20 protein-coding genes are annotated in these 22,008 nt (G+C 72.2%); 11 read left to right on the top strand and 9 right to left on the bottom strand.

Translation table 11 applies throughout. The annotated features are described in order from the left end of the window. The first annotated feature begins 241 nt into the window (after positions 1-241). The 4 genes from ACZ4E1_RS19085 (at position 242) to serA (ending at position 5,637) form a co-directional block, all read left to right on the top strand. Positions 242-2,092 (top strand): acetolactate synthase large subunit, encoded by a 1,851-nt coding sequence (locus tag ACZ4E1_RS19085; protein WP_467540545.1) that lies wholly within the window; start codon positions 242-244, stop codon positions 2,090-2,092. Positions 2,093-2,120: 28 nt separating this feature from the next. Next, positions 2,121-2,645, top strand: coding sequence for an acetolactate synthase small subunit (gene ilvN / locus ACZ4E1_RS19080; protein ID WP_188336713.1), 525 nt, complete (start codon positions 2,121-2,123; stop codon positions 2,643-2,645). A gap of 127 nt (positions 2,646-2,772) precedes the next feature. Beyond that, positions 2,773-3,774, top strand: coding sequence for a ketol-acid reductoisomerase (gene ilvC, locus ACZ4E1_RS19075; protein ID WP_467540543.1), 1,002 nt, complete (start codon positions 2,773-2,775; stop codon positions 3,772-3,774). Positions 3,775-4,032: 258 nt separating this feature from the next. Further along, positions 4,033-5,637 carry a phosphoglycerate dehydrogenase gene (gene serA, locus ACZ4E1_RS19070; RefSeq protein ID WP_467540541.1) on the top strand — a complete coding sequence of 535 codons (1,605 nt, stop codon included), beginning with the start codon at positions 4,033-4,035 and terminating at the stop codon, positions 5,635-5,637. A 90-nt stretch (positions 5,638-5,727) separates the two neighbouring features. On the opposite strand, the gene ACZ4E1_RS19065 is transcribed toward serA, so the two are convergent. Beyond that, positions 5,728-7,239, bottom strand: coding sequence for an MFS transporter (locus ACZ4E1_RS19065; RefSeq protein WP_467540538.1), 1,512 nt, complete (start codon positions 7,237-7,239; stop codon positions 5,728-5,730). 116 nt (positions 7,240-7,355) lie between these two features. On the opposite strand from ACZ4E1_RS19065, the gene ACZ4E1_RS19060 reads away from it, so the two are divergent. Together ACZ4E1_RS19060 and ACZ4E1_RS19055 are read left to right on the top strand one after the other, a co-directional pair. Beyond that, positions 7,356-7,937: a TetR/AcrR family transcriptional regulator gene (locus ACZ4E1_RS19060; RefSeq protein ID WP_467540536.1), complete on the top strand. Its 582-nt coding sequence runs from the start codon at positions 7,356-7,358 to the stop codon at positions 7,935-7,937. Then, a complete protein-coding gene (locus tag ACZ4E1_RS19055; protein WP_467540533.1) occupies positions 7,930-8,748 on the top strand; it encodes an SMI1/KNR4 family protein in 819 nt (272 codons plus the stop codon). Before ACZ4E1_RS19060 ends, ACZ4E1_RS19055 begins: the two co-directional genes overlap by 8 nt. Here ACZ4E1_RS19055 and ACZ4E1_RS19050 read toward each other — a convergent pair. Beyond that, positions 8,737-9,921 (bottom strand): PucR family transcriptional regulator, encoded by a 1,185-nt coding sequence (locus ACZ4E1_RS19050; RefSeq protein ID WP_467540531.1) that lies wholly within the window; start codon positions 9,919-9,921, stop codon positions 8,737-8,739. The genes ACZ4E1_RS19055 and ACZ4E1_RS19050 overlap by 12 nt on opposite strands. A gap of 190 nt (positions 9,922-10,111) precedes the next feature. On the opposite strand from ACZ4E1_RS19050, the gene ACZ4E1_RS19045 reads away from it, so the two are divergent. Continuing rightward, complete coding sequence (locus ACZ4E1_RS19045; protein ID WP_467540530.1) at positions 10,112-11,038, top strand: proline dehydrogenase family protein; 927 nt, start codon at positions 10,112-10,114, stop codon at positions 11,036-11,038. A 73-nt stretch (positions 11,039-11,111) separates the two neighbouring features. Then, positions 11,112-12,743, top strand: a complete 1,632-nt coding sequence (pruA, locus tag ACZ4E1_RS19040; protein ID WP_467540709.1) for an L-glutamate gamma-semialdehyde dehydrogenase — start codon at positions 11,112-11,114, stop codon at positions 12,741-12,743. Positions 12,744-12,846: 103 nt separating this feature from the next. Here pruA and ACZ4E1_RS19035 read toward each other — a convergent pair whose 3' ends face one another. Beyond that, a complete protein-coding gene (locus ACZ4E1_RS19035; RefSeq protein WP_467540528.1) occupies positions 12,847-13,320 on the bottom strand; it encodes a hypothetical protein in 474 nt (157 codons plus the stop codon). 84 nt (positions 13,321-13,404) lie between these two features. Here ACZ4E1_RS19035 and ACZ4E1_RS19030 point away from each other — a divergent pair, with 84 nt between their 5' ends. Next, positions 13,405-14,145, top strand: a complete 741-nt coding sequence (locus ACZ4E1_RS19030) for a tyrosine-protein phosphatase (protein ID WP_467540526.1) — start codon at positions 13,405-13,407, stop codon at positions 14,143-14,145. Here ACZ4E1_RS19030 and ACZ4E1_RS19025 read toward each other — a convergent pair. The 5 genes from ACZ4E1_RS19025 to ACZ4E1_RS19005 form a co-directional block, all read right to left on the bottom strand. After that, positions 14,142-14,816 (bottom strand): hypothetical protein, encoded by a 675-nt coding sequence (locus tag ACZ4E1_RS19025; RefSeq protein WP_467540524.1) that lies wholly within the window; start codon positions 14,814-14,816, stop codon positions 14,142-14,144. The two genes, ACZ4E1_RS19030 and ACZ4E1_RS19025, sit on opposite strands and share 4 nt — an antisense overlap. A gap of 232 nt (positions 14,817-15,048) precedes the next feature. Further along, entirely contained in the window at positions 15,049-16,290 is a 1,242-nt protein-coding gene (locus ACZ4E1_RS19020; protein ID WP_467540522.1) for a lysophospholipid acyltransferase family protein, read from the bottom strand. Between the two features lie 104 nt (positions 16,291-16,394). Continuing rightward, on the bottom strand, positions 16,395-17,267 hold the full coding sequence (locus ACZ4E1_RS19015; RefSeq protein WP_467540520.1) for a phosphatidate cytidylyltransferase: 873 nt from the start codon (positions 17,265-17,267) through the stop codon (positions 16,395-16,397). Next, positions 17,264-17,839, bottom strand: coding sequence for a CDP-alcohol phosphatidyltransferase family protein (locus ACZ4E1_RS19010; protein WP_467540518.1), 576 nt, complete (start codon positions 17,837-17,839; stop codon positions 17,264-17,266). The genes ACZ4E1_RS19015 and ACZ4E1_RS19010 overlap by 4 nt, the downstream gene beginning before the upstream one ends. A gap of 121 nt (positions 17,840-17,960) precedes the next feature. Beyond that, positions 17,961-18,974, bottom strand: coding sequence for an NADP-dependent oxidoreductase (locus ACZ4E1_RS19005; protein ID WP_467540516.1), 1,014 nt, complete (start codon positions 18,972-18,974; stop codon positions 17,961-17,963). Between the two features lie 128 nt (positions 18,975-19,102). Here ACZ4E1_RS19005 and ACZ4E1_RS19000 point away from each other — a divergent pair, with 128 nt between their 5' ends. Together ACZ4E1_RS19000 and ACZ4E1_RS18995 are read left to right on the top strand one after the other, a co-directional pair. Continuing rightward, entirely contained in the window at positions 19,103-19,987 is an 885-nt protein-coding gene (locus ACZ4E1_RS19000; protein WP_467540513.1) for a LysR family transcriptional regulator, read from the top strand. A gap of 223 nt (positions 19,988-20,210) precedes the next feature. Then, positions 20,211-20,354 carry a hypothetical protein gene (locus ACZ4E1_RS18995; RefSeq protein WP_467540511.1) on the top strand — a complete coding sequence of 48 codons (144 nt, stop codon included), beginning with the start codon at positions 20,211-20,213 and terminating at the stop codon, positions 20,352-20,354. Between the two features lie 34 nt (positions 20,355-20,388). Here ACZ4E1_RS18995 and ACZ4E1_RS18990 read toward each other — a convergent pair whose 3' ends face one another. Beyond that, positions 20,389-21,948: a purple acid phosphatase family protein gene (locus ACZ4E1_RS18990; RefSeq protein ID WP_467540508.1), complete on the bottom strand. Its 1,560-nt coding sequence runs from the start codon at positions 21,946-21,948 to the stop codon at positions 20,389-20,391. Positions 21,949-22,008 lie beyond the last annotated feature (60 nt).

Below are 22,008 nucleotides of genomic sequence, written 5' to 3'. Positions count from 1 at the left end.
GTCAATGCCATGCGCACCCGAATTCTCGTACTTGGAAAGCGCGTCGGCTGAAGCTGGGGCCCACCGGTCCGAACACCGGAATCCCAGCGACCGTATCCGGCGCGCTCCCCTCGCTTGCCTCACGGCACGAGGGGTTTTTTGTTGCACCAGTGCCGATTCGGAGCCTTCGCACCGCGTACCGCATTGTGTAAGAAACCCGCACAACCCTCGCAAAAACCCTCAGCATCGAGAAGAGAAGCCGATGACCGAGCAGGCCACCGGGGCCCACCATCCGCAGCCGCGGCCCCGTTCCGGAGGACAGCAGTCCGCCCCCGTCGAGCACGTCACGGGTGCGAAGTCCCTCATTCGCTCGCTTGAGGAGGTCGGGGTCGACACCGTATTCGGTATCCCCGGCGGCACGATCCTTCCCGCGTACGACCCGATGATGGACTCGAAGCGGGTGCGTCACATCCTCGTGCGGCACGAGCAGGGTGCGGGTCACGCGGCTGTCGGTTACGCGCAGGCCACCGGCAAGGTCGGTGTGTGCATGGCGACTTCGGGTCCGGGTGCGACCAACCTGGTGACGCCGATCGCCGACGCGATGATGGACTCGGTGCCGCTCGTCGCGATCACCGGCCAGGTCGTCTCCAAGGCGATCGGTACGGACGCCTTCCAGGAGGCGGACATCGTCGGCATCACGATGCCGATCACCAAGCACAGCTTCCTGGTCACCAAGGCCGAGGACATCCCGCAGGCCATCGCCCAGGCGTTCCACATCGCCTCGACCGGCCGCCCGGGCCCGGTCCTCGTGGACATCCCGAAGGACATCCTGCAGGCGCAGACGACCTTCTCGTGGCCGCCGCAGACGGACCTGCCCGGCTACCGCCCGGTGACCAAGCCGCACGCCAAGCAGATCCGCGAGGCCGCGAAGCTCATCACGAACGCGAAGCGGCCCGTCCTCTACGTGGGCGGCGGTGTCCTCAAGGCCAACGCCACCCAGGAGCTCAAGGTCCTCGCCGAGCTCACCGAAGCGCCCGTCACCACCACCCTGATGGCGCTCGGCGCGTTCCCCGACAGCCACCCGCTGCACGTGGGAATGCCGGGCATGCACGGTGCGGTCACCGCCGTCACCGCGCTGCAGAAGGCCGACCTGATCGTCGCCCTCGGAGCCCGATTCGACGACCGCGTCACCGGCAAGCTGGACAGCTTCGCCCCGTTCGCCAAGATCGTCCACGCCGACATCGACCCCGCGGAGATCGGCAAGAACCGCGAGGCGGACGTGCCGATCGTCGGTGACGCCCGCGAGGTCATCGCCGACCTGATCCAGGCGGTCCAGAAGGAGCACGCGGACGGTCACAAGGGCGACTACAGCGCCTGGTGGAAGGACCTGTCCCGCTGGCGCGACACCTATCCGCTCGGCTACGACCAGCCGGAGGACGGCTCGCTGTCCCCGCAGCAGGTCATCGAGCGGATCGGGCAGCTCGCCCCGGCCGACACGATCTTCGCCGCGGGCGTCGGCCAGCACCAGATGTGGGCCGCGCACTTCATCAAGTACGAGCGCCCGGCCACCTGGCTGAACTCGGGCGGCGCCGGGACCATGGGCTACGCGGTCCCCGCCGCGATGGGCGCCAAGGCCGGCGCGCCGGACAAGCCGGTCTGGGCGATCGACGGCGACGGCTGCTTCCAGATGACCAATCAGGAGCTCACCACCTGCGCCCTGAACAACATCCCGATCAAGGTCGCCGTCATCAACAACGGCGCGCTCGGGATGGTCCGCCAGTGGCAGACCCTGTTCTACAACCAGCGCTACTCGAACACCGTGCTCCACGCGGGCCCGGACGGCGAGACCCCGCCCAACAAGGGCACGCGCGTCCCGGACTTCGTGAAGCTGTCCGAGGCCATGGGCTGCTACTCGATCCGCTGCGAGCGCCCCGAGGACCTCGACAAGGTCATCGAGGAGGCGAACTCGATCAACGACCGCCCCGTCGTGATCGACTTCATCGTCCACGAGGACGCCATGGTGTGGCCGATGGTCGCCGCCGGCACCTCCAACGACGAGATCATGGCCGCCCGGGACGTCCGCCCGGACTTCGGCGACAACGAAGACGACTGAGCGAGAGAGACTCTAAGAGGCCATCGAAATGTCCAAGCACACGCTCTCCGTCCTGGTCGAGAACAAGCCCGGTGTCCTGGCCCGGATCACGGCCCTCTTCTCGCGCCGCGGGTTCAACATCGACTCGCTCGCCGTCGGCATCACCGAGCACCCCGACATCTCCCGCATCACGATCGTGGTGAACGTCGAGGACCTCCCGCTCGAACAGGTCACCAAGCAGCTCAACAAGCTGGTCAACGTCCTGAAGATCGTCGAGCTGGAGCCCGGCGCCGCCGTCGCGCGCGAGCTCGTGCTCGCCAAGGTGCGCGCCGACAACGAGACCCGCTCGCAGATCGTCGAGATCGTCCAGCTGTTCCGCGCCAAGACCGTGGACGTCTCGCCCGAGGCGGTCACCATCGAGGCCACCGGATCGAGTGACAAGCTGGAGGCCATGCTCAAGATGCTGGAGCCCTTCGGCATCAAGGAGCTCGTCCAGTCCGGCACCATCGCCATCGGCCGCGGTTCGCGCTCCATCACCGACCGCAGCCTGCGCGCTCTCGACCGGAGCGCCTGAGGCGCCCCGCCGGCCGCGCGCACCCGTCGCGCGCGGCCCGGCTGCTCGCATCGCGAGACCTGACAACTTCCCGTCCTTCTCCCGCCGTACGGTGGGACGCAACACCAGCACACCAAGGAGAACCCCAGTGGCCGAGCTGTTCTACGACGACGACGCCGATCTGTCCATCATCCAGAACCGCAAGGTCGCGGTGATCGGCTACGGCTCCCAGGGCCACGCCCACGCGCTGTCCCTGCGCGACTCGGGCGTCGACGTCCGCGTCGGTCTGCACGAGGGCTCCAAGTCCAAGGCCAAGGCCGAGGAGCAGGGCCTGCGCGTGGTGACGCCGTCCGAGGCCGCCGCCGAGGCCGACGTCATCATGATCCTGGTCCCGGACCCGATCCAGGCCCAGGTCTACGAGGAGTCCATCAAGGACAACCTGAAGGACGGCGACGCGCTGTTCTTCGGCCACGGCCTGAACATCCGCTACGGCTTCATCAAGCCCCCGGCCGGCGTCGACGTCTGCATGGTCGCCCCCAAGGGTCCGGGCCACCTGGTGCGCCGCCAGTACGAGGAGGGTCGCGGCGTCCCCTGCATCGCGGCCGTCGAGCAGGACGCCACGGGCAAGGCCTTCGAGCTCGCCCTCTCCTACGCGAAGGGCATCGGCGGCACCCGCGCCGGCGTCATCAAGACGACCTTCACCGAGGAGACCGAGACCGACCTGTTCGGTGAGCAGGCCGTCCTGTGCGGTGGTACCGCCGCGCTGGTCAAGGCGGGCTTCGAGACGCTGACCGAGGCCGGCTACCAGCCGGAGATCGCGTACTTCGAGTGCCTCCACGAGCTGAAGCTCATCGTCGACCTCATGTACGAGGGCGGCCTGGAGAAGATGCGCTGGTCGGTCTCCGAGACCGCCGAGTGGGGCGACTACATCACCGGCCCGCGCATCATCACGGACGCCACCAAGGCCGAGATGAAGAAGGTCCTCGCCGAGATCCAGGACGGCACCTTCGCCAAGGAGTGGATGGCCGAATACCACGGCGGCCTGAAGAAGTACAACGAGTACAAGACCCAGGACGAGAAGCACCTCCTGGAGACCACCGGCAAGGAGCTGCGCAAGCTCATGAGCTGGGTGAACGACGAGGAGGCGTAAGCCTTCGCGGAACGGGGCCGTGGCACACGCCGCGGCCCCGTTCTTCATCGGACGACCACACGGTTGTCCATCCCGTCCAGCCACGGACGGGTGATCCTTCCAGGGAGGCGCATGACTGTCTCCCGTGCGCCACTACACTGCTGAATTATTCGCGTCGGGCCCACAGCGTCGTGCGTCTTCCACGCGGCCATGCACCCACCCCTCCATCGCCTGCGGCCGTCGGGACGGCCGTCCGCATTGGGACTTGTGAGGACTCACGTGAGCACTGCTGCCAACGGCAAACCCGTCGTACTCATCGCTGAAGAGCTGTCGCCCGCCACCGTCGACGCCCTGGGCCCCGACTTCGAGATCCGCCGGTGCAACGGCGCGGACCGCGCCGAGCTGCTGCCCGCCATCGCCGACGTCGACGCGATCCTGGTCCGCTCCGCCACCAAGGTGGACGCCGAGGCCATCGCCGCCGCCCGCAAGCTCAAGGTCGTCGCCCGCGCCGGTGTCGGTCTGGACAACGTGGACGTCTCCGCCGCCACCAAGGCCGGCGTCATGGTCGTCAACGCCCCGACGTCCAACATCGTGACCGCCGCCGAGCTGGCCTGCGGCCTCCTCGTCGCCACCGCGCGCAACATCCCGCAGGCGAACGCCGCGCTGAAGAACGGCGAGTGGAAGCGCAGCAAGTACACCGGTGTCGAGCTGGCCGAGAAGACCCTCGGTGTCGTCGGCCTCGGCCGCATCGGCGCCCTGGTCGCCCAGCGCATGAGCGCCTTCGGCATGAAGGTCGTCGCCTACGACCCGTACGTGCAGCCCGCGCGAGCCGCGCAGATGGGCGTCAAGGTCCTGTCCCTGGACGAGCTGCTCGAGGTCTCCGACTTCATCACCGTGCACCTGCCCAAGACGCCGGAGACCCTCGGTCTGATCGGTGACGAGGCGCTGCACAAGGTCAAGCCGAGCGTGCGCATCGTGAACGCGGCGCGCGGCGGGATCGTCGACGAGGAGGCGCTGTACTCGGCGCTCAAGGAGGGCCGCGTCGCGGGCGCCGGTCTGGACGTGTACGCGAAGGAGCCCTGCACGGACTCCCCGCTGTTCCAGTTCGACCAGGTCGTCTGCACCCCGCACCTGGGTGCCTCGACCGACGAGGCGCAGGAGAAGGCCGGCATCGCCGTCGCCCGCTCGGTGCGTCTGGCGCTGGCCGGCGAGCTCGTCCCCGACGCGGTGAACGTGCAGGGCGGTGTCATCGCCGAGGACGTCAAGCCGGGTCTGCCGCTCGCCGAGAAGCTCGGCCGGATCTTCACCGCGCTCGCGGGCGAGGTCGCGGCGCGTCTCGACGTCGAGGTGTACGGCGAGATCACCCAGCACGACGTGAAGGTGCTCGAACTGTCCGCGCTCAAGGGCGTGTTCGAGGACGTCGTCGACGAGACGGTGTCGTACGTGAACGCGCCGCTGTTCGCGCAGGAGCGCGGTGTCGAGGTCCGGCTGACGACCTCCTCCGAGTCGCCCGACCACCGCAACGTGGTGACGGTGCGCGGCACCCTGGGCGACGGCCAGGAGATCGCGGTCTCCGGCACGCTGGCGGGCCCGAAGCACCTCCAGAAGATCGTCGCCGTCGGCGACTACGACGTGGACCTGGCGCTCGCCGACCACATGGTCGTCCTGCGCTACGAGGACCGTCCGGGTGTCGTCGGCACCGTCGGCCGCGTCCTCGGTGAGGCCGGGATCAACATCGCGGGCATGCAGGTCGCCCGTGCCGACGTGGGCGGCGAGGCGCTGGCCGTCCTGACCGTCGACGACACGGTGGCCCCGGCTGTGCTGAACGAGCTGGCCTCGGAGATCGGCGCGACCTCGGCGCGCGCGGTCAACCTCTCGGAGTAGTCCCGGCAAGCCCTGAAGGGCGGCTGTCCCGTACGTCTGGCGTACGGGGCGGCCGCCCTTCGGCGTATCCCGGGGTGGTGCGCGGGCGGGTCAGCAGACCGGCTCCGGGGCCGTCTCGGGCGTCGGCTCCTCGGCGGCCTGCTGCCCGCGCTCGCGCAGCAGGGTGAAGGCGAGGCAGGCACCGGCCAGGAGGACGGCGATCGCCGTGTACGAGGCCCAGGCCATGCCGTCCACGAAGGCGGCGCGGGCGGCGTCGGCCAGAGCGGGGACGGCGACGGCCTCGCCCAGGGTCCCCGGGGCGCCCGCCGGCAGGCCCGCCTGGAAGGCCGCGGTGCCGACCGAGCCGAGGACGGCCATGCCGAGCGCGCCGCCGAACTCCTGGCCGGTCTCCAGGAGGGAGCCCGCGGTGCCGGCCTTGTCCGCCGGGGTGGCGCTCAGGGCCAGGTCGGTGACGATCGAGGCGACCGAGACCACGCCGCAGCCGAGGACTCCGGCGCCGGCGAGGACGAGGAGCAGGGAGTCGGTCCCGGCCTGCGACATCAGGGCGAACCCGGCCGCGGCGAGCAGGAACCCGCCCCCGATCACGTACCGCTTCTCGGTCTTCTGGGCGAGGGCGGCGGAGGCCGGGGCGAAGCCGCCGATGAGCAGCGACGGGGCGAGGGACCAGAGGGCGGCCTCGAGCGGGGCGCGGCCGAGGACCGACTGCAGGTACTGCGTGGTGAAGAACGCGGAGCCCATCATCGCGAACATGACCAGGGTGTTGAGCGCGATGCCCGTGGTGAAGGTCCGCCGGGCGAACAGGGCGCGGCTGATCATCGCGTGCGGGACGGTCCGCTGGCGGTGGACGAACAGGATGCCGAAGACCAGGCCGGCCGCGAGGAACAGCAGGTGGCGGGGCTCGAAGCCGTCGGCGGCGATCTTCTTCAGGCCGTAGACGGCCGGGAGCACGGTCGCCATGGACAGCGGCACCGACAGCAGGTCGAAGCGCTTCGGGGCCTCGGGGTCACGGCTCTCCGGGAGGAGCAGCGGGCCGACGACCAGGAGCAGCAGCATCGCCGGCACGTTGACCAGGAAGACCGAGCCCCACCAGAAGTGCTCCAGCATCAGCCCGGACATCACCGAGCCGAGGGCGACGCCGCCGGCCATCGCGCCGGACCAGATGCCGATGGCCTTGGCGCGCTGGGTCTCGTCGGTGAACAGGGAGCGGACGATGCCGAGCGTCGAGGGCATCAGGGTCGCGCCGCCGATGCCGAGCAGGGCGCGGGCCGCGATCAGGGCCTCGGCGCTGGGTGCGTAGGCGGCGAGGACGGAGGCGGCGCCGAATGCCGCGGCCCCGATGAGGAGCAGCTTGCGGCGGCCGATGCGGTCGCCGAGCGAGCCCATGGTGAGCAGCAGGCCGGCCAGGACGAAGCCGTAGATATCGAAGATCCACAGCTGCTGGGTGGCGGTGGTGTGCAGGTCCCGGCTGATCTGCGGGATCGCGAAGTACAGGACGGAGACGTCCATCGAGACGAGGAGCAGCGGAAGGAGGAGGACGGAGAAGGCGGTCCAGGGGTTGGCCGGGGAGGCTGCGGCGCGTCGCCGCGGGGTCTTGGTCGTCATGGGAAGAACGCTAGCGTCGTTCTATACGCTTGTCTATGACGGGCGTCTAAAACGTATGTCCATGACGCTCGTCTCGTACAGTTGTCGTAGACGGACGTCTAGATAGGGTGGCCGGCATGGGACACAAGGAAGATCTGCTCGACGGCGCCAAGCGCTGCCTCCAGGAGAAGGGGTTCGCGCGGACCACGGCGCGCGACATCGTCAAGGAGTCCGGGGCCAATCTCGCGTCGATCGGCTACCACTACGGCTCGAAGGACGCGCTGCTCGCGCAGGCCTACATCGCGCTGGTGGAGGACAACTCCGACGCCTTCGACGGCGCGGGCGCGCTGACCACGCCCGACGGATCGCTGGAGCGGTTCCACGAGGTGTGGACCAACGTCACCGAGGCGATGGGGAAGCCCGGCTCGATCTGGCACCTGGGCATGGAACTCGTGGTGATCGGCGACAAGATGCCGGCCGTGCGCGACTTCGTCGCCCAGGCGCAGCGCGAGGGCGGCCGGGGCGTCATCCCCATGTTCCAGGGCGGCGAGGAGCCGCCCGTCGACGACCCGAGCGTCGACACCCTCGGCAAGCTCTACATGTGCCTGATGAGCGGCCTCATCGCCCAGTACATGCTCGACCCGGAGACCGCCCCGACCCCCACCGAACTCACCGAGGGCATGCGGCGGTTGATCGCCGGGACCCGGTCCGATGGCTGACCCCGCGGCGGATCTCCTACGCCGGGTCCCGCCGCCCGCGCACCCGGTCGGCGGGCCGTACGACTGGGCCGCGACGGAGCGGGAGCTCGGCACCGCGCTGCCCGGGGACTACAAGCGGCTGGTGGAGACGTACGGGCGGGGCGGGTTCTGGGGCGAGGTGTACCTCGTGGTGCCACCGGGGGACGACCTTCTCGACGACTTCGGGCCGATGCGCGAGGACTGCCCGGACGCCTACCCGTACCCCCTGTTCCCGGAGCCGGGCGGGCTCCTGGTCTGGGCGATGAACGAGAGCGGCGGCCACTACTGCTGGCTCACCGAGGGTCCGCCCGACACCTGGCCCGTCGTCTTCTGGACTCGCGACGACGACTACGAGCGCCACGACTGCGGGGTCGTCGAGTTCCTGGACCGCTGGACCGGCCGCCGGATCGTCAGCGACATCCTGCCCGAGCGGGTGGGCCTCCAGCCGTGGTTCGACCCGTCGGTCGCGCACGACCATGTCGCTGTCCGGCTGGGCGAGGGCGCAATGTCGTACGACGAGCGGCTGCGCGTCCTGCGCTCCGCCCTCGGCCCCACCGCGGACCGCGGCTCGTACCGCCACGGTGACCGCCGCCAGGACCACTTCGTCGTCACGGACACCGGCTGGCAGCTCATGTACGAGACGACTTACGGCCACGCCCTGCGCGTCGCGTTCCCGCGTGAGGACAGCGAGCGGGCCCGGCACGCGGTGCTGGCCGCCGTCGCCCTCACGGGATGCCGTGTGCTGTCCTGCGACACCTTCCACGGCACCTCGGAGTGGCCGTCACAGCCGTGACGCCTTGAGGCCCATGTGGAGGAGCAGCCGGTCCTCGCCCTCGTCGAGGTCGAGGCCGGTGAGCTGCTCGACGCGGGAGAGGCGGTAGTAGAGGGTCTGGCGGTGGATGCCCAGGGCCGCCGCCGCGCGGCCCGCCTGGCCCGCGCAGTCCAGGAAGACCTCCGCCGTGTGCGCCAGCTGGCGGTGGGCGGGGGTCAGGAGCGGGGCCAGGACCGGGTCGTGGGCGGTCTCCGCGGGGAGCGCCGTGAGCAGGCGGTACGGGCCGATCGCCGACCACTGCGCGTCCGGGCCGAGCCGCGGGTCGGCCAGGGCGGTGCGGGCCGCCGCCGTCGCCTCCTGCCAGGCCGCCGCCAGTTCGGCCAGATCCGTGCGCGGTGCGCCGACCCCGGCCGCGACCTGGGCCGCGCCCGCCCGCGCGCGCAGCTTCGCCGCCGCCGTCAGCGCCGGGGTCAGCACCTCCGAGGAGCGCAGGCGGACCAGCAGGGCGAGGCACTGGCCCGTCGCGCCCCAGGGAACCGTGCACAGCGCGTCCGCCGCCGGGATCGTACGGACCGACGGCGCGTCGTCCGGGTCCGCCGAGGGCCACGGCGCCACGCAGACCACCGTGTGCAGACCGTCGGCGCGGGTGCCGAGCGCCGTGCGCAGCGCCGCCACCGCCATGTCCCGCTGCCAGCCCCGCTCCGCCGTCAGCACGGAGTGGAACTCGCGGGTCAGGTCGGCGCCCGCCTGCGCCTCGTCGGCCAGCTCCGCGCCGATCCGGCCGGCCACCTCCATCGCCGCGTCGAGCTGCTCCGGCGTCGGGCCCGGATCGTCGTCGAGCAGCCACACGTAGCCGAGGACGATGCCCCGATGGCGCACGGGGAGACAGATGCGGCCGCGGTAGACGCCGGCCTCCGGGGTCGCCGGGATGCGGACCGGCCCCGTCGCGCGGGCGATGCCGAAGCCCTCGAACCAGGCGCGGACGGCGGGCGTGGAGCTCCGGGTGAGGATCGAGCGGGTGCGGACCGGGTCGAGCGCCGAGGCGTCGAAGTCGCTGTCGTCGCCGCTGACCTGCGTACCGAACGCGATCAGCCGGAAGTCCCGGTTCTCGAGGGTCGCCGGGGCGCCGAGCAGCGCCGAGATCTCGTCGACCAGTTCCTGGTAGTCACCCTTCACCCCGTCATTCTCACCCACCCCGGGCGCCCCTTCATACAGATGTCTGAGGTGGCGGCCACAGATGCGTGACAGCTGTCGATGGCACAGGATCGGAGGGATCCTTAGATTTCACGGTGGTTCTCCGTGCCGTTCCTGTTTCGTCGCGCTTTGTTGCGTTACGACGGAAGAGGCGGTGCTTTCTTCAACTCGTGCTCCGTGGAGGTGCCCCGTGCTGGCTCCCTTGATCCTCGCCGCGTCGCGCAGCGACAAGATGCGTTCCTTCGTGTCGGCGGCGCTGGGCACCAAGCAGGTCGTCGACCGGTTCATCGCCGGTGAGACCGTCGACGACGTCGTGCCCGTGATCGAGGACGCCGCCGCCAAGGGTCTGGAGGTCACCCTCGACGTCGTCGGTGAGGACATCACCACCGTCGAGCAGGCCTACGCCGCCCGCGACGCCTACCTGGAGCTCATCGAGCGCCTCAAGGACCTGGGCCTGGGCACCAAGGCCGAGATGTCCGTGAAGCTGTCGATGTTCGGCCAGGCGCTGGAGGGCGGCCACGAGCTCGCCCTCGCGAACGTCCGCCCGGTCGTCGAGGCCGCCGCCGCCATCGGCACCACCGTCACCCTCGACGCCGAGGACCACACCACCCTCGACTCGATGTTCGCCATCCACGAGGAGCTGCGGAAGGACTTCCCGCAGACCGGCTGCGTCATCCAGGCCTACCTCTTCCGCACCGAGGACGACGCCCGCCGCCTGGCCGCCGCCGGCAGCCGCGTCCGCATCGTCAAGGGCGCCTACAAGGAGCCCTCCGAGGTCGCGTACCAGGACAAGGCCGAGATCGACAAGGCGTACGTCCGCATCACGCGCATCCTCATGGAGGGTGACGGGTACCCGATGATCGGGTCCCACGACCCGCGTCTCATCTCCATCGCGCAGGAGCTGGCCCGGCGCGCCGGGCGCAAGCTCGACGAGTACGAGTTCCAGATGCTGTACGGGATCCGCAGCGACGAGCACCTGCGGCTCGCCGCCGAGGGGCACCGGATGCGCGTCTACACCGCGTTCGGCACCGACTGGTACGGCTACTTCATGCGCCGCCTCGCCGAGAAGCCCGCGAACCTGCTCTTCTTCGGCCGCTCGATCCTCACCAAGAACTGAGCCCGGCCCCCGCCCCACCCGGAACCTCCCGATGACTCCCCGCAACCCCCGAAGGAGAAACGGAACCATGACCCTGGACGCCGTGACCCAGGTCCCCGCCCCGGTGAACGAGCCGGTGCACGGTTACGCCCCCGGCTCCCCGGAGCGCGCCCGCCTGGAGGCCAAGCTCAAGGAGCTGGCCGAGAACCCGATCGAGCTGCCCTGCACCATCGGCGGTGTGCGTCGGATGGGTGGCGGCGAGCGCTTCGACGTCGTGCAGCCGCACAACCACAAGGCCGTCATCGGCACCTACGCCAACGCCACCGTGCAGGACGCCCAGGACGCGGTCGACGCCGCCCTGGCCGCCGCCCCCGCCTGGCGCGCGATGTCCTTCGACGACCGCGCCGCGATCATCCTGCGCGCCGCCGAGCTGCTCTCCACGACGTGGCGCGAGACGCTGGCCGCCTCCACGATGCTCGGCCAGTCGAAGACCGCCCAGCAGGCCGAGATCGACACCCCGTGCGAGCTCGTCGACTTCTGGCGCTTCAACGTCCACTACGCCCGCAACCTGCTCGCCGAGCAGCCGCCGGCCAACTCCACCGGCGTGTGGAACCGCATGGACCACCGCCCGCTGGAGGGCTTCGTCTACGCGATCACGCCGTTCAACTTCACGGCCATCGCGGGCAACCTGCCCACCGCCCCCGCCCTCATGGGCAACGTGGTGGTCTGGAAGCCGTCCCCGACGCAGACCCACGCGGCCGTCCTCCTCCTCCAGCTCCTGGAAGAGGCGGGCCTGCCCAAGGGCGTCATCAACCTGGTGACCGGCGACGGCCTCGCCGTCTCCGAGGTGGCCCTGAACCACCGCGACCTCGCCGGCATCCACTTCACCGGCTCGACCAAGACCTTCCAGCACCTGTGGAAGACGGTCGGCACGAACATCGACAAGTACCGCACCTACCCGCGGCTCGTCGGTGAGACCGGTGGCAAGGACTTCGTCGTCGCCCACCCGAGCGCCGACCGCGCCGTCCTCAAGACGGCCCTGACCCGCGGCTCCTTCGAGTTCCAGGGGCAGAAGTGCTCCGCCTCCTCGCGCGCCTACATCCCGGCGTCCATCTGGAACTCCGGTTTCAAGGAGGAGTTCGCGGCCGAGGTCGACGGCATCACCATGGGTGACGTCACCGACCTGTCGAACTTCATCGGCGCTGTCATCGACGAGCGTTCCTTCGCCAAGAACAAGGCCGCGATCGACCGCGCCAAGGCGGACGACACCTGCACGATCGTCGCGGGCGGCACGTACGACGACTCCGTCGGCTACTTCGTGCGCCCGACCGTTGTCGAGTGCTCCGACCCGGCCAACGAGGTCTTCACCACCGAGTACTTCGGTCCGTTCCTCGCCGTCCACGTCTACGAGGACGACAAGTACGAGGAGATGCTGGACCAGATGGAGTCGGTGTCCGACTACGCCCTCACCGGCTCGGTCATCGCCAACGACCGTGCGGCTGCCGCGTTCACGATGGACAAGCTCCGCTACGCCGCGGGCAACTTCTACATCAACGACAAGTCGACCGGCGCCGTCGTCGGCCAGCAGCCCTTCGGCGGCGGCCGTGCCTCCGGCACCAACGACAAGGCCGGCGCCCCGCAGAACCTGATGCGCTGGACGCTGACCCGCGCCATCAAGGAGACGCTGGTCCCGCCGACGGACTACACGTACCCGCACATGGGCTGACGCCCCCCGGACGGGCGGCCCCCTCCGCCGCCCGTCCCCAGACCCCCGCCCCCGGCCGTGGACCCCACCCTGGCCGGGGGCGGTGTCGTACCGTCCGCACCCCTCAGAACGAGAAGTGCTTGGCCATCGCCAGGCCGAGCGCGGCGGCCCTGCCGTAGGTGTCCCGCAGCCCGGCGATGTGGGCCTCGAACATCGAGCGGACCTCGTCCTCGGGCCACCCCCAGTTCTTGGCGATCACCGTCCCGCCGGCCGCCCATATCCGCTCGAAGGAGCAGGACGCGAGGAAGTCGGCGGCTGCCCGTACGCCCTCGGGGTCCAGGACGACGAGGGGCGGCTCCGGGCTCCCCGGGGGCGGGTACACGGGGGCGCCGCCGAAGATCACCAGCTCGCCCGCCCCGTCCGGCGCCGCCGCCTTGCACAACTCGTCCACCTGGAAGAAGTCCTTGGAGATCAGGTCCTCGATCTCCTCCGTCGGAAACCCGCGCTGGTACGCCTCGGCGAACAACTGCGCCAACGTGTCGAAGTCCTCGGGCGGTGGCTCGACGGCGACCGCCTTCAGGTGCATGTGAAAGCTCATGCGCGGAAGTTAGCCCCTCCCACTGACACCCCTCTTCCCCGGCAGCCCTCCCGCCGGCCGCGCCTTCCATGGTCCACTGCGGGCATGACCACGGAAACGACGGAAACCGACGGCCACGCCCTCTCCCGCCACCTGGACTGGGACGGGTGTTTCAACGTGCGGGATCTCGGAGGGCTCGGGGAGGTCGGACACGGGGCGCTGGTGCGGGCCGACGGGCTCGACCGGCTGAGCGCCGAGGGGTGGCGGGCGCTGGTGGGGCACGGGGTGCGGACCGTGGTCGATCTGCGCAACCCCGACGAGTACGGGGTCGACGCCGCCGCCCGGCCGGACCGGGTGCGGACCGTGCGGGTGCCGGTCGACGGGATCGAGGACCGGGAGTTCTGGGACCGGTGGTGGGGCGGCTGGGAGTTCGGGACGCCCGTGTACTACCGGCCGTTCCTGGAGCGGTTCCCCGAGCGGATCGCCGCCGTCGCGCGGGCCGTGGCCGCGGCGGCGCCCGGAGGGGTCGCCTTCCACTGCTCCGCCGGGCGGGACCGGACCGGTGTCGTGTCGATCGTGCTGCTGTCGCTGGCCGGGGCGAGCCCCGAAGAGATCGCGGCGGACTACGAGGCCAGCGTGCCGCGGGTCGCCGCCATGAACGCCGCGCGGGGGCGCGAGGACGACGGGCCCGAGCTGGCCGCGGGGCTCGCCGCCGCCGGGACCACGGCCTACGAGGCCGCGCTCGACGTGGCGCGAGGGTTCGACGCGGAGGGGTATCTGCGCGGCGCGGGGCTGAGCGAGGGGGAGGTGGCCGCGCTGCGGCGGCGGATCTCGGAGCCGCGCTAGAACCGGCTCTCGGCCGGGGACGCGGTCAGGCAGTTCAGGAGGCAGGTGGCCAGGTCCTCCGGGAGCAGGGGGCCCGGTCCGGCGGCGGGGGCCGGGAGGACGTAGACGTCGTCGTAGGCCGGGTCGAGCAGCGGGGTCGAACCCGTGTCGGTCTCGGGGGAGAGAGTGATCAGCTTGATGTTCTCCGTCGTCTTCGGCAGGCCGCCGCGCCGCATCAGGTATGCGGCCTCCCGGGCGGAGGGCTCCGCGCTGTTCACCACGTAGTGGAAGCGGGTCTCGGGGTGCAGCCCCTCCTCCTCCATGCGCAGCAGGGCGTGGCGCGCGGCGAGGGCGCCCCGGCCGACGCCGCCGACGGTCAGCGGCGCGGTGCCGGAACGGGTGCGCAGCGCGTGGCCGATGGCCTGGCGGACCGGGCGGGCGAGGTCTTCGAGGGGGCCGTCCCCGTCGGCGTAGCCGATCAGGCAGACGTCGAAGCCCCGCCCGTGCGCGTGCTCCAGGAACGAGAACGCGGGGTGGTCGAGGCTCCGCTCCAGCGCGCTGACGTCCGTGGGGCCGGGGCCCGCCTCGGCGGCGAGGAGCAGGGGCCGGACGAGTCCGTCGTGCCCGGCCGACGGCAGCACGCGCAGGGTGCCGAGGTCGAGGGCGACGTCGTAGGGCTGGGCCGGGGCCATGCGGGGTCCTCTCGGGAAGACGAAGGCGTGCAGGGGGCGCTCGCGGATTTCCGGGCGCCCCCTTGATCGTCTCGTGCGCCCGCACCGGACTTGATCACGCCGGCGCGCGTGGCCGAAACGCGACGGTGCTTCGTGGTGGTCAGGGCGTCGGAACCGGCCCTTTCTCGCCCACGGTTGGCGCGATCACGTTCGTCCGTTCGGGTGTGGGCGCTGCTGCGACGCCACGACGTCCCTACGACCAGCCCGTCACGATCATCGTCAGGCCCGCCGCGAACCCGCCGCCGAGGAGCACGAGATACGTCCCGTACCGGCGCCGGTGGCGGTGTGCGAGGAAGCCGAACGCGCCGAAGGCGAGGCCGACCGCGAGCGTACGGGTGCCCCGGGCGCGGGCCGCCGCCGCGAGGAAGTCGCCGGGCGGCACGTCCGCGCGGCCCGCCTCCTTCGCGTAGACCTTGAACGGGACGCCGTTCCAGGGCTGGTGGCGTACGGCGCTCGCGCCCTCCACGGCGAGTTCGTGCCGCACCTCCGCGCGCATCCGGTCCGTCGTCAGCGGCGCGGGCAACGCGACCCCGGACGCCGCCAGTTGGAGCGCGAGCACGCCACCGGCGAGGCTGCCCGCGAGTGCGGCCACGGACAGCTTCAGGGCGCGGCGCGGCACGGCGACACAGACCGCGCCGAGCAGCAGCTCCGGCATCAGCGGCCAGCTCAGCGCCTCCGCGAGCGCCCAGGTGAAGGCCAGCGCGAGACCGCGCTTCGACCCCGCGACCCGGGCGATCCGCTTGCGGACGGGGGAGTCGGCGAGCGGATCGGCGACCGTACGGTCGTGCAGCGCGGCCACCGCGTCACGGGCCGCCTCCGGGGTCGTCGACGGCGCCAGCGGCGCGCCGATCCGGACCCGGACCAGGGCGGGGCGCAGCCGGCCGTGCTTGGGCAGCAGCCGCCCGGTCCCGGCGATGCCCACCGGTACGACGGGCACGCCCGCGCGCTCGGCCAGCACGAGGGCACCCTTGTGGAACGCGCCGAGCGCCCCGTCCCGGCCCCGCGTCCCCTCGGGGAACAGCACGACCGCGCCGCCCGCCCGCAGCACGGGCACGTGCGCGAGCAGATCGTCCATGCCGCCGCCGGAGCGCCGCACCGGGAACCCGGCCGCGAGCCGCCGGCAGATCCGGGCCCGGTACCGCGAGGCGAACCAGTAGTCCGCCGCCGCGCCGATCGCGGGGGAGTGCCGGGCGTCGAGCGCGGCGAGCAGCGCGGCCGTGTCGGCGTGCGAGGTGTGATTGGCGACGACGACGCACCCGCCGCGCGGCAGCCGCCCGCGCGTCTCGACGCCGCCGGTGAGCGTGAGCACCCCGCGCCACAGTCCCCGCCGCAGCCGCGCGGCGAACCCGCCGGGCCCCGAGGGGCGTTGCCCCGCGCGAGCACCGCCGCGCGGCTGTCCGGGTGTGCCCGGTGCCGCGGTCCGCGCTTCGTGCATGGACCGGGTCCGTCCGTCGTTCCCGTTCATTGCGCGACCCCCGTCGTCGTCACGATCCGCGGCGCCGGACGCCGCCGCGGTGGTCCGTACGCGCCCGGCCCCGGTCACAGCGCCACCCCCGTCACCATCACGAACAGCAGCGCGAAGAGAAGGGAGTCGACGCGGTCCAGGAGGCCGCCGAAGCCGGGGAGCCAGGTGCCCGCGTCCTTCACGCCCGCCTCGCGCTTGACCATCGACTCGACCAGGTCACCGAGCACCGCGCCCGCGAGGACCGCCGCCCAGAGGACGAGGGAGAAGGCGCCGAGCGCGGCCAGGGCGGCGGCCGTCGCCGCGGCCGCGCCCACCACACCCGCCCACGTCTTGTTGGGGGAGAGGGCCGACAGCGGGCGGGCGAGCGGGCCGACACGGCCCAGCGCCGTGCCCCCGCACCACGCCCCGACGTCCCCGAACGCGACCGCGACGCCCACCGCGAGCGCCGTGCCCGGGGTCAGGAGGACGAGGCCGGCGAGGGCCACCGGGATCCAGACGAGGCCGAAGAGCGTGCGGCTCGCGCGGGTGAACCCGGTGGCCGCGTCCCCCTTCAGCACCGCCACCGCCACCGCGCCGAGCAGCGACACCCCCGCCAGGCGCAGCGCGTCCGCCCCCGGCGCCGCCCACGCCAGCGCGGGCAGCGCCACCGCGGCCACCCCGAGCACGCCCCGCTCACCGCGCCCGAGCCCCGCCATCCGCGCGTACTCCGCGACCGCGACCACCCCCAGCCCCGCCGCCAGCGCGAACGCCCCGCCCCGGCCCAGGAACAGCGCCCCCAGGAACAGCGGCGCGGCCAGCGCCCAGGTCCGCCAGCGGCGCCGCAGTTCGGCCCGCATCCGCACCCGCGCGGGCAGCGCCGCGACGGCCACACCGCCGGCCCCGAGCACCCCGCCGACGACCGGAAGGGCGCGCGCCGCCACCTCCCCGGCGAAGAACACGCCGCTCATCGGCCCAGCTCCCGCCACAGCCACCGCAGCCGGACCAGCACCGTGACGGCCGAACCCGCCGCCAGGACCGCGAGCACCGGCACGTACCAGGCCGACGCCGCCGCGACCACGACCAGCAGGCAACGCTCGGTCTTGCCGACCGGGCCGCCGTTGCGGCGCGGGGCGCCCGCCGCGGCCCCCGCGAGCGACACCCAGGACGGCAGCGTCGCCGCCAGAGCGGCCGTCGCCACCAGCCACAGCGGGGCCACCGTCAGGAAGCCCGCGAGCACGGCGAGGTCCGCGGCCCGGTCGCCGAGCTCGTTCAGCAGCGCGCCGCGCCGCGTCGTACGGCCCGTGTCGCGGGCCAGCGCGCCGTCCAGATTGGCGAAGGCGAGCCGCGCCGCCAGCAGCAGCGCCACCGGCAGGGCCGCGAGCGGCGCGGGCAGCAGCGCGAGAGCCGCGCCCGCCGCACCGCCGCTCAGCACACCGGCCCAGGTCAGCGTGTCCGGCGAGACACCGCGCGCGGCGCAGCCGGCCCGCACACCGGCGAGCCGGTCCGCGTACCAGGGCTTGAGGGAGTAGAGGCCGTTCATGAGGTCGACTCTGCCGCCGGGCCCGCGCGCCCGGATCGGCCCGCGTACTCACCTCGTACTCAACCCACCGCCCTGAGTACCGCGTTCTCCCGCCCCGGACGCCCCCCGCGCCCCGGCCGCCTCACTCCGCGCGGCGGACGATGATCTTCCCGAGGTTCTCGCCGCGCAGCATGCCGAGGAACGCGTCCACGATCCGCTCGAACCCGTCCACCACCGTCTCGTCGAGCCCCATCCGGCCGCTCTGCAGATGCGGCACCGCGAACGCGTACAACTCCTCCTGCGCGTCCCGGTGATCGGACACGAGGAAGCCCTCGATGCGCAGGCGCTTCTCCACCACGTCGGCGTGGTCGAACACGACCGGCGCCGGACGCCCCGCCGTGTCGTACTGCCCGACCGTGCCGATCCGCACGACCCGCCCGCGCGGGCGCAGCGCGCCGATCGCTGCGCCGAGGTGCTCCCCGCCCACGTTGTCGACGAACAGGTCGATGCCGGCGGGCGCCGCCTTGGCCAGCTGGTCCGCGACCGGGCCGCCCGTACGGTAGTTGAAGACCTCGTCGTATCCGGCGTGCTCGGTCAGGTACGCGGCCTTCGCGTCCGTCCCGGCGCTGCCCACGATCCGCCCGGCGCCCATCAGACGGGCGAGCCGGCCCGTCGCCGTGCCGACCCCGCCCGCCGCCGCGGACACGAACAGGTCCTGTCCCGGCCGCAGTTCGGCGATCCGGGTCAGCCCGACGTACGCGGTCAGTCCGGTCCCGCCCAGGATGCTCAGGTGCGCGGAGAGCGGCACCCCCGCGAAGTCCGGCACCGGCTTCGCCTCCTCGGGGCGGACGACGGAGTGCGTGCGCCAGCCCTTGCGGTGGAAGACGATCGCGCCCTCGACGAGACCCGGCGCGCGCGACGCGAGCACCCGGCCGAGGGCCCGGCCCTCCAGCGGCGTGTGCAGCTCGAACGAGCCGTACGGGTTCTCGTCCATCATTTCCCGGTGGTACGGGTCCACCGACCAGTAGAGGTTCTCCACGACGGCGGTGCCGGGCTCCGGGGCCGGCACGGGCGACTCGACGAAGCGGAAGTGGTCGGGGCGGGCGGGGCCGTTCGGACGGGCGATCTGCTGCACGGTGCGTGCGGTCTCGGTCATGCCGTGACCGTAGGAGAGGAATGCGCCCGCCGGGCAGGGGGTTGGGCTCATACATCGGCACTTTCCATGAGCGACTCTCATGGGACCGCCCGCATGCCGCAGCACGGAAGAAGCAGGTGAACCCGTACGTGACCCGGTCCCGCGACCTCGCCCCGCACGAACTCCGCGTCCTCGTGGCCGTCGCCGACGAGGGCGGCTTCGGCGCCGCCGCGGCCACGCTCGGCCTCACCCAGTCCGCCGTCTCCCACTCGGTGCGCGGCAGCGAGGGCAAGCTCGGCGCGGTCCTCTTCGAGCGGGGCCGCAGCGGCGCGCGCACGACCGACGCCGGCGCCCGCGTCGTCGGCCACGCCCGCCGCGTCCTGCACCTCCTCGCGCTCATGGCCGAGGAGGCGCGCACCGGGCCCGGCGAGATCCGGGGCCCGCTGCGCATCGCCGCCTTCCGCAGCGCGGCCCTGCACCTGCTGCCGCCCGCCCTCACGGCGCTCGCGGCCAAGCACCCGGACCTCGAACCGGAGGTCCGCGTCGTGCGGGACATCGGCGCGGGCACGGCCGGCGAGGTCGCGGCGGGCCGCGCCGACCTGGCCATCGCCACCCTCGGCGGCGGCGCCGCGCTGCCCGCCGGGCTCGTGTCCGGCGCGCTCGTCGAGGAGAAGTACGCCCTCGTCCACCCGGCGGCCCACCCCGAGCCGCGCACGCTGCCGCTCGTCGACTGGACGGAGAACTGCGGCTCGTACACCCGCGACTGGTGGGCCGCCCAGGACTGGATCCCGCGCGCCACGGTCCGCGCGGAGGACGACGGCACGGTGCTCTCCATGGTCGGCACCGGGCTCGGCATGGCGATCATGCCGGACCTCGCGCTGCGCGGCGGGGTCCCGGACGGGGTGCGGATCACCGACCTCGGACCGGACCGCCCGGTGCGCTCCGTGGGCTACGTCACCACCGCGGAGCTGGCCGGGACCGCGCCGGTACGGGCGTTGATCCGTGAGCTCAGAGTGCACTCGCGGGACAGGTGAGGCGCCGCCCGTCTCAGATAGTAGGAAGTCCGAGTAATTGTGGAGACAGAAACGGAGTCCTGTCCTAGCTTTGTAGAAGCCGAACGTCTCGCTTACCTGGCGAGGGCGGTAGAGAGCCGGAGCACCGGATCAGGCAACCCCTGACGCTCCCGTTCCCCGCCCCTTCCGGCGCCTCGAAATCCAATCCCCCTTGTTCCGTGGATTCTCAAGGAGTCGATCCCTCATGGCCACTGCGACGCCCGCCCGCCGCCGAGTCCGCCACGTCTCTCCGACGACCGAAGCCGACCGCCAGACCGCCAAGAGCGCCGCCGCCGCTCTCCAGCGCGCCCTCGACCGTCGTGACAACGGCGGCGAGACGGGGCACTGAGCTCCGGCACCTCATCAGCAGCCCTGGCACCTCGTCAGGAAGAGCCGCGTCTCACCTCGAAGCTGTCGATGCGCCGGCCGTCCGCGGCCAGCGCCGCGACCTTCATCCGGCCCCGCGTCACCTCCACCGCGAGGAACGAGTAGCCGGTGTAGCGCACCCGGGACCAGCCGACGGTCTCGGGGGAGGGCTCGCGCGACCTCGTCCAGTGGAAGGTCGTGACCGCGTCGTGGTCCCGCAGCCGGCCTTCGTGACTGTCCGGGACGCCGGGCCCGAAACCGTAGAGGTCCTTGCCGGCGCCGCCCGCGGTGACGTACACGATGCCGTCGCGCGTCGGATCCGTCGACGTGCCGACCGGCACCGGCTTGCCGACCTCGCCGCCCCTCAGGGCGTCGGTGCGCTCGTAGACGTGGTTGTGCCCGTTGATCACCAGGTCCACCTGGTGCCGGTCGAACAGCGGCACCCACGCGTCGCGGACCCCGCCGTCCGAGGCGTGCCGCGACGTCGAGTACGCGCAGTGGTGGAAGAACACCACGAGGAACTCCACGTCCGCGCGCGCCCGCAGCTCCTTCAGCCGCCGGTCCAGCCAGGCGGTCTGCTTCCCGTCCGTGCAGCCCCGGTTGGCGGGGATCTCGTACGAGACGTCGTTCGCGTCCAGGGCGACCACGCCCACGTTCCCGTACACGAACGAGTAGACGCCCGGCGCCTCGCGCGGGTCCGGGCCGTTGTCCGGCAGCGTCCAGCGGGCGCTCTGCCCGCCGTAGCCGTTGGGGGAGTACCAGGCCTCCATGTCGTGGTTGCCGGTCGTCACCATCCACGGCACCGACTTCGCGACGGTCTCGGTCTGCGCGAGGAACTGGTCCCACACGCGCGCGTCGTACGTGTCCGTCTCCTTGCCGTGCCCCGTGTCGTCCGCGTAGCAGAGGTCGCCCGCGTGCAGGTGGAAGGCCGGGTCCTGACCCAGGATCACCTGGTCGTTGCCGAGCGCGTCGTAGCCGACACCCTGGTCGCCGAAGGCCGTGAAGACGAACGGGGCCGGGGCCGCGGGCGCCGTGCGGAAGGTGCCGAGCGTGCCCAGGCGCTCCGCCGACGCCGGGTCGAAACCGTCGTGCCCGACGCCGTAGTAGTACGTCGTGCCGGGGCGCAGCCCGTCGAGCGCCGCGTGCAGATACAGCTGCTCCACCGCCGGGAGCTTCTTCGACAGGGCCGGGGTGTGCAGCGCCCGCACCTCCGCCTCGATGCGATGACTCAGCTCCCACGGCCTCAGGCCCACCCGCACGAACGGCCGGCGCACCGCGAACGGCACCTGCCAGGAGATCCGCATCTGCGTGCGCGGATCGGCGCCGAAGGCCAGGTGGCGGCCGAACGGGGCCACCAGCGCGCCGTCGACCTGCGGCGCGGTGGAGGCCGCCGGCCGGTGCGCGGCGAGCGCCGGGCCGGTCGCGCCGTCACCGAGCAGCGCGGCCCCGGCGGCCGTGGCGGCCGCCACGGTCAGGGCGCGCCGCCTGCCGAACCGCGCCCGCAGATACGCGTGCTGCTCCGGCATGCTCATCCGGCGGGCGAGCGGCTCCGGGATGCCGACGTCGGGGGTGTCCATGCGGGTGAATTTCCCAGCGGCACCCCACGTCCGCCAGACCCCTGGATGAACAGCGGACGA

It is taken from the genome of Streptomyces sp. NPDC025806, assembly GCF_055558275.1.
Note: the sequence above shows the minus strand (reverse complement) of the source record. Positions and strands in the feature narration are given on the sequence as shown.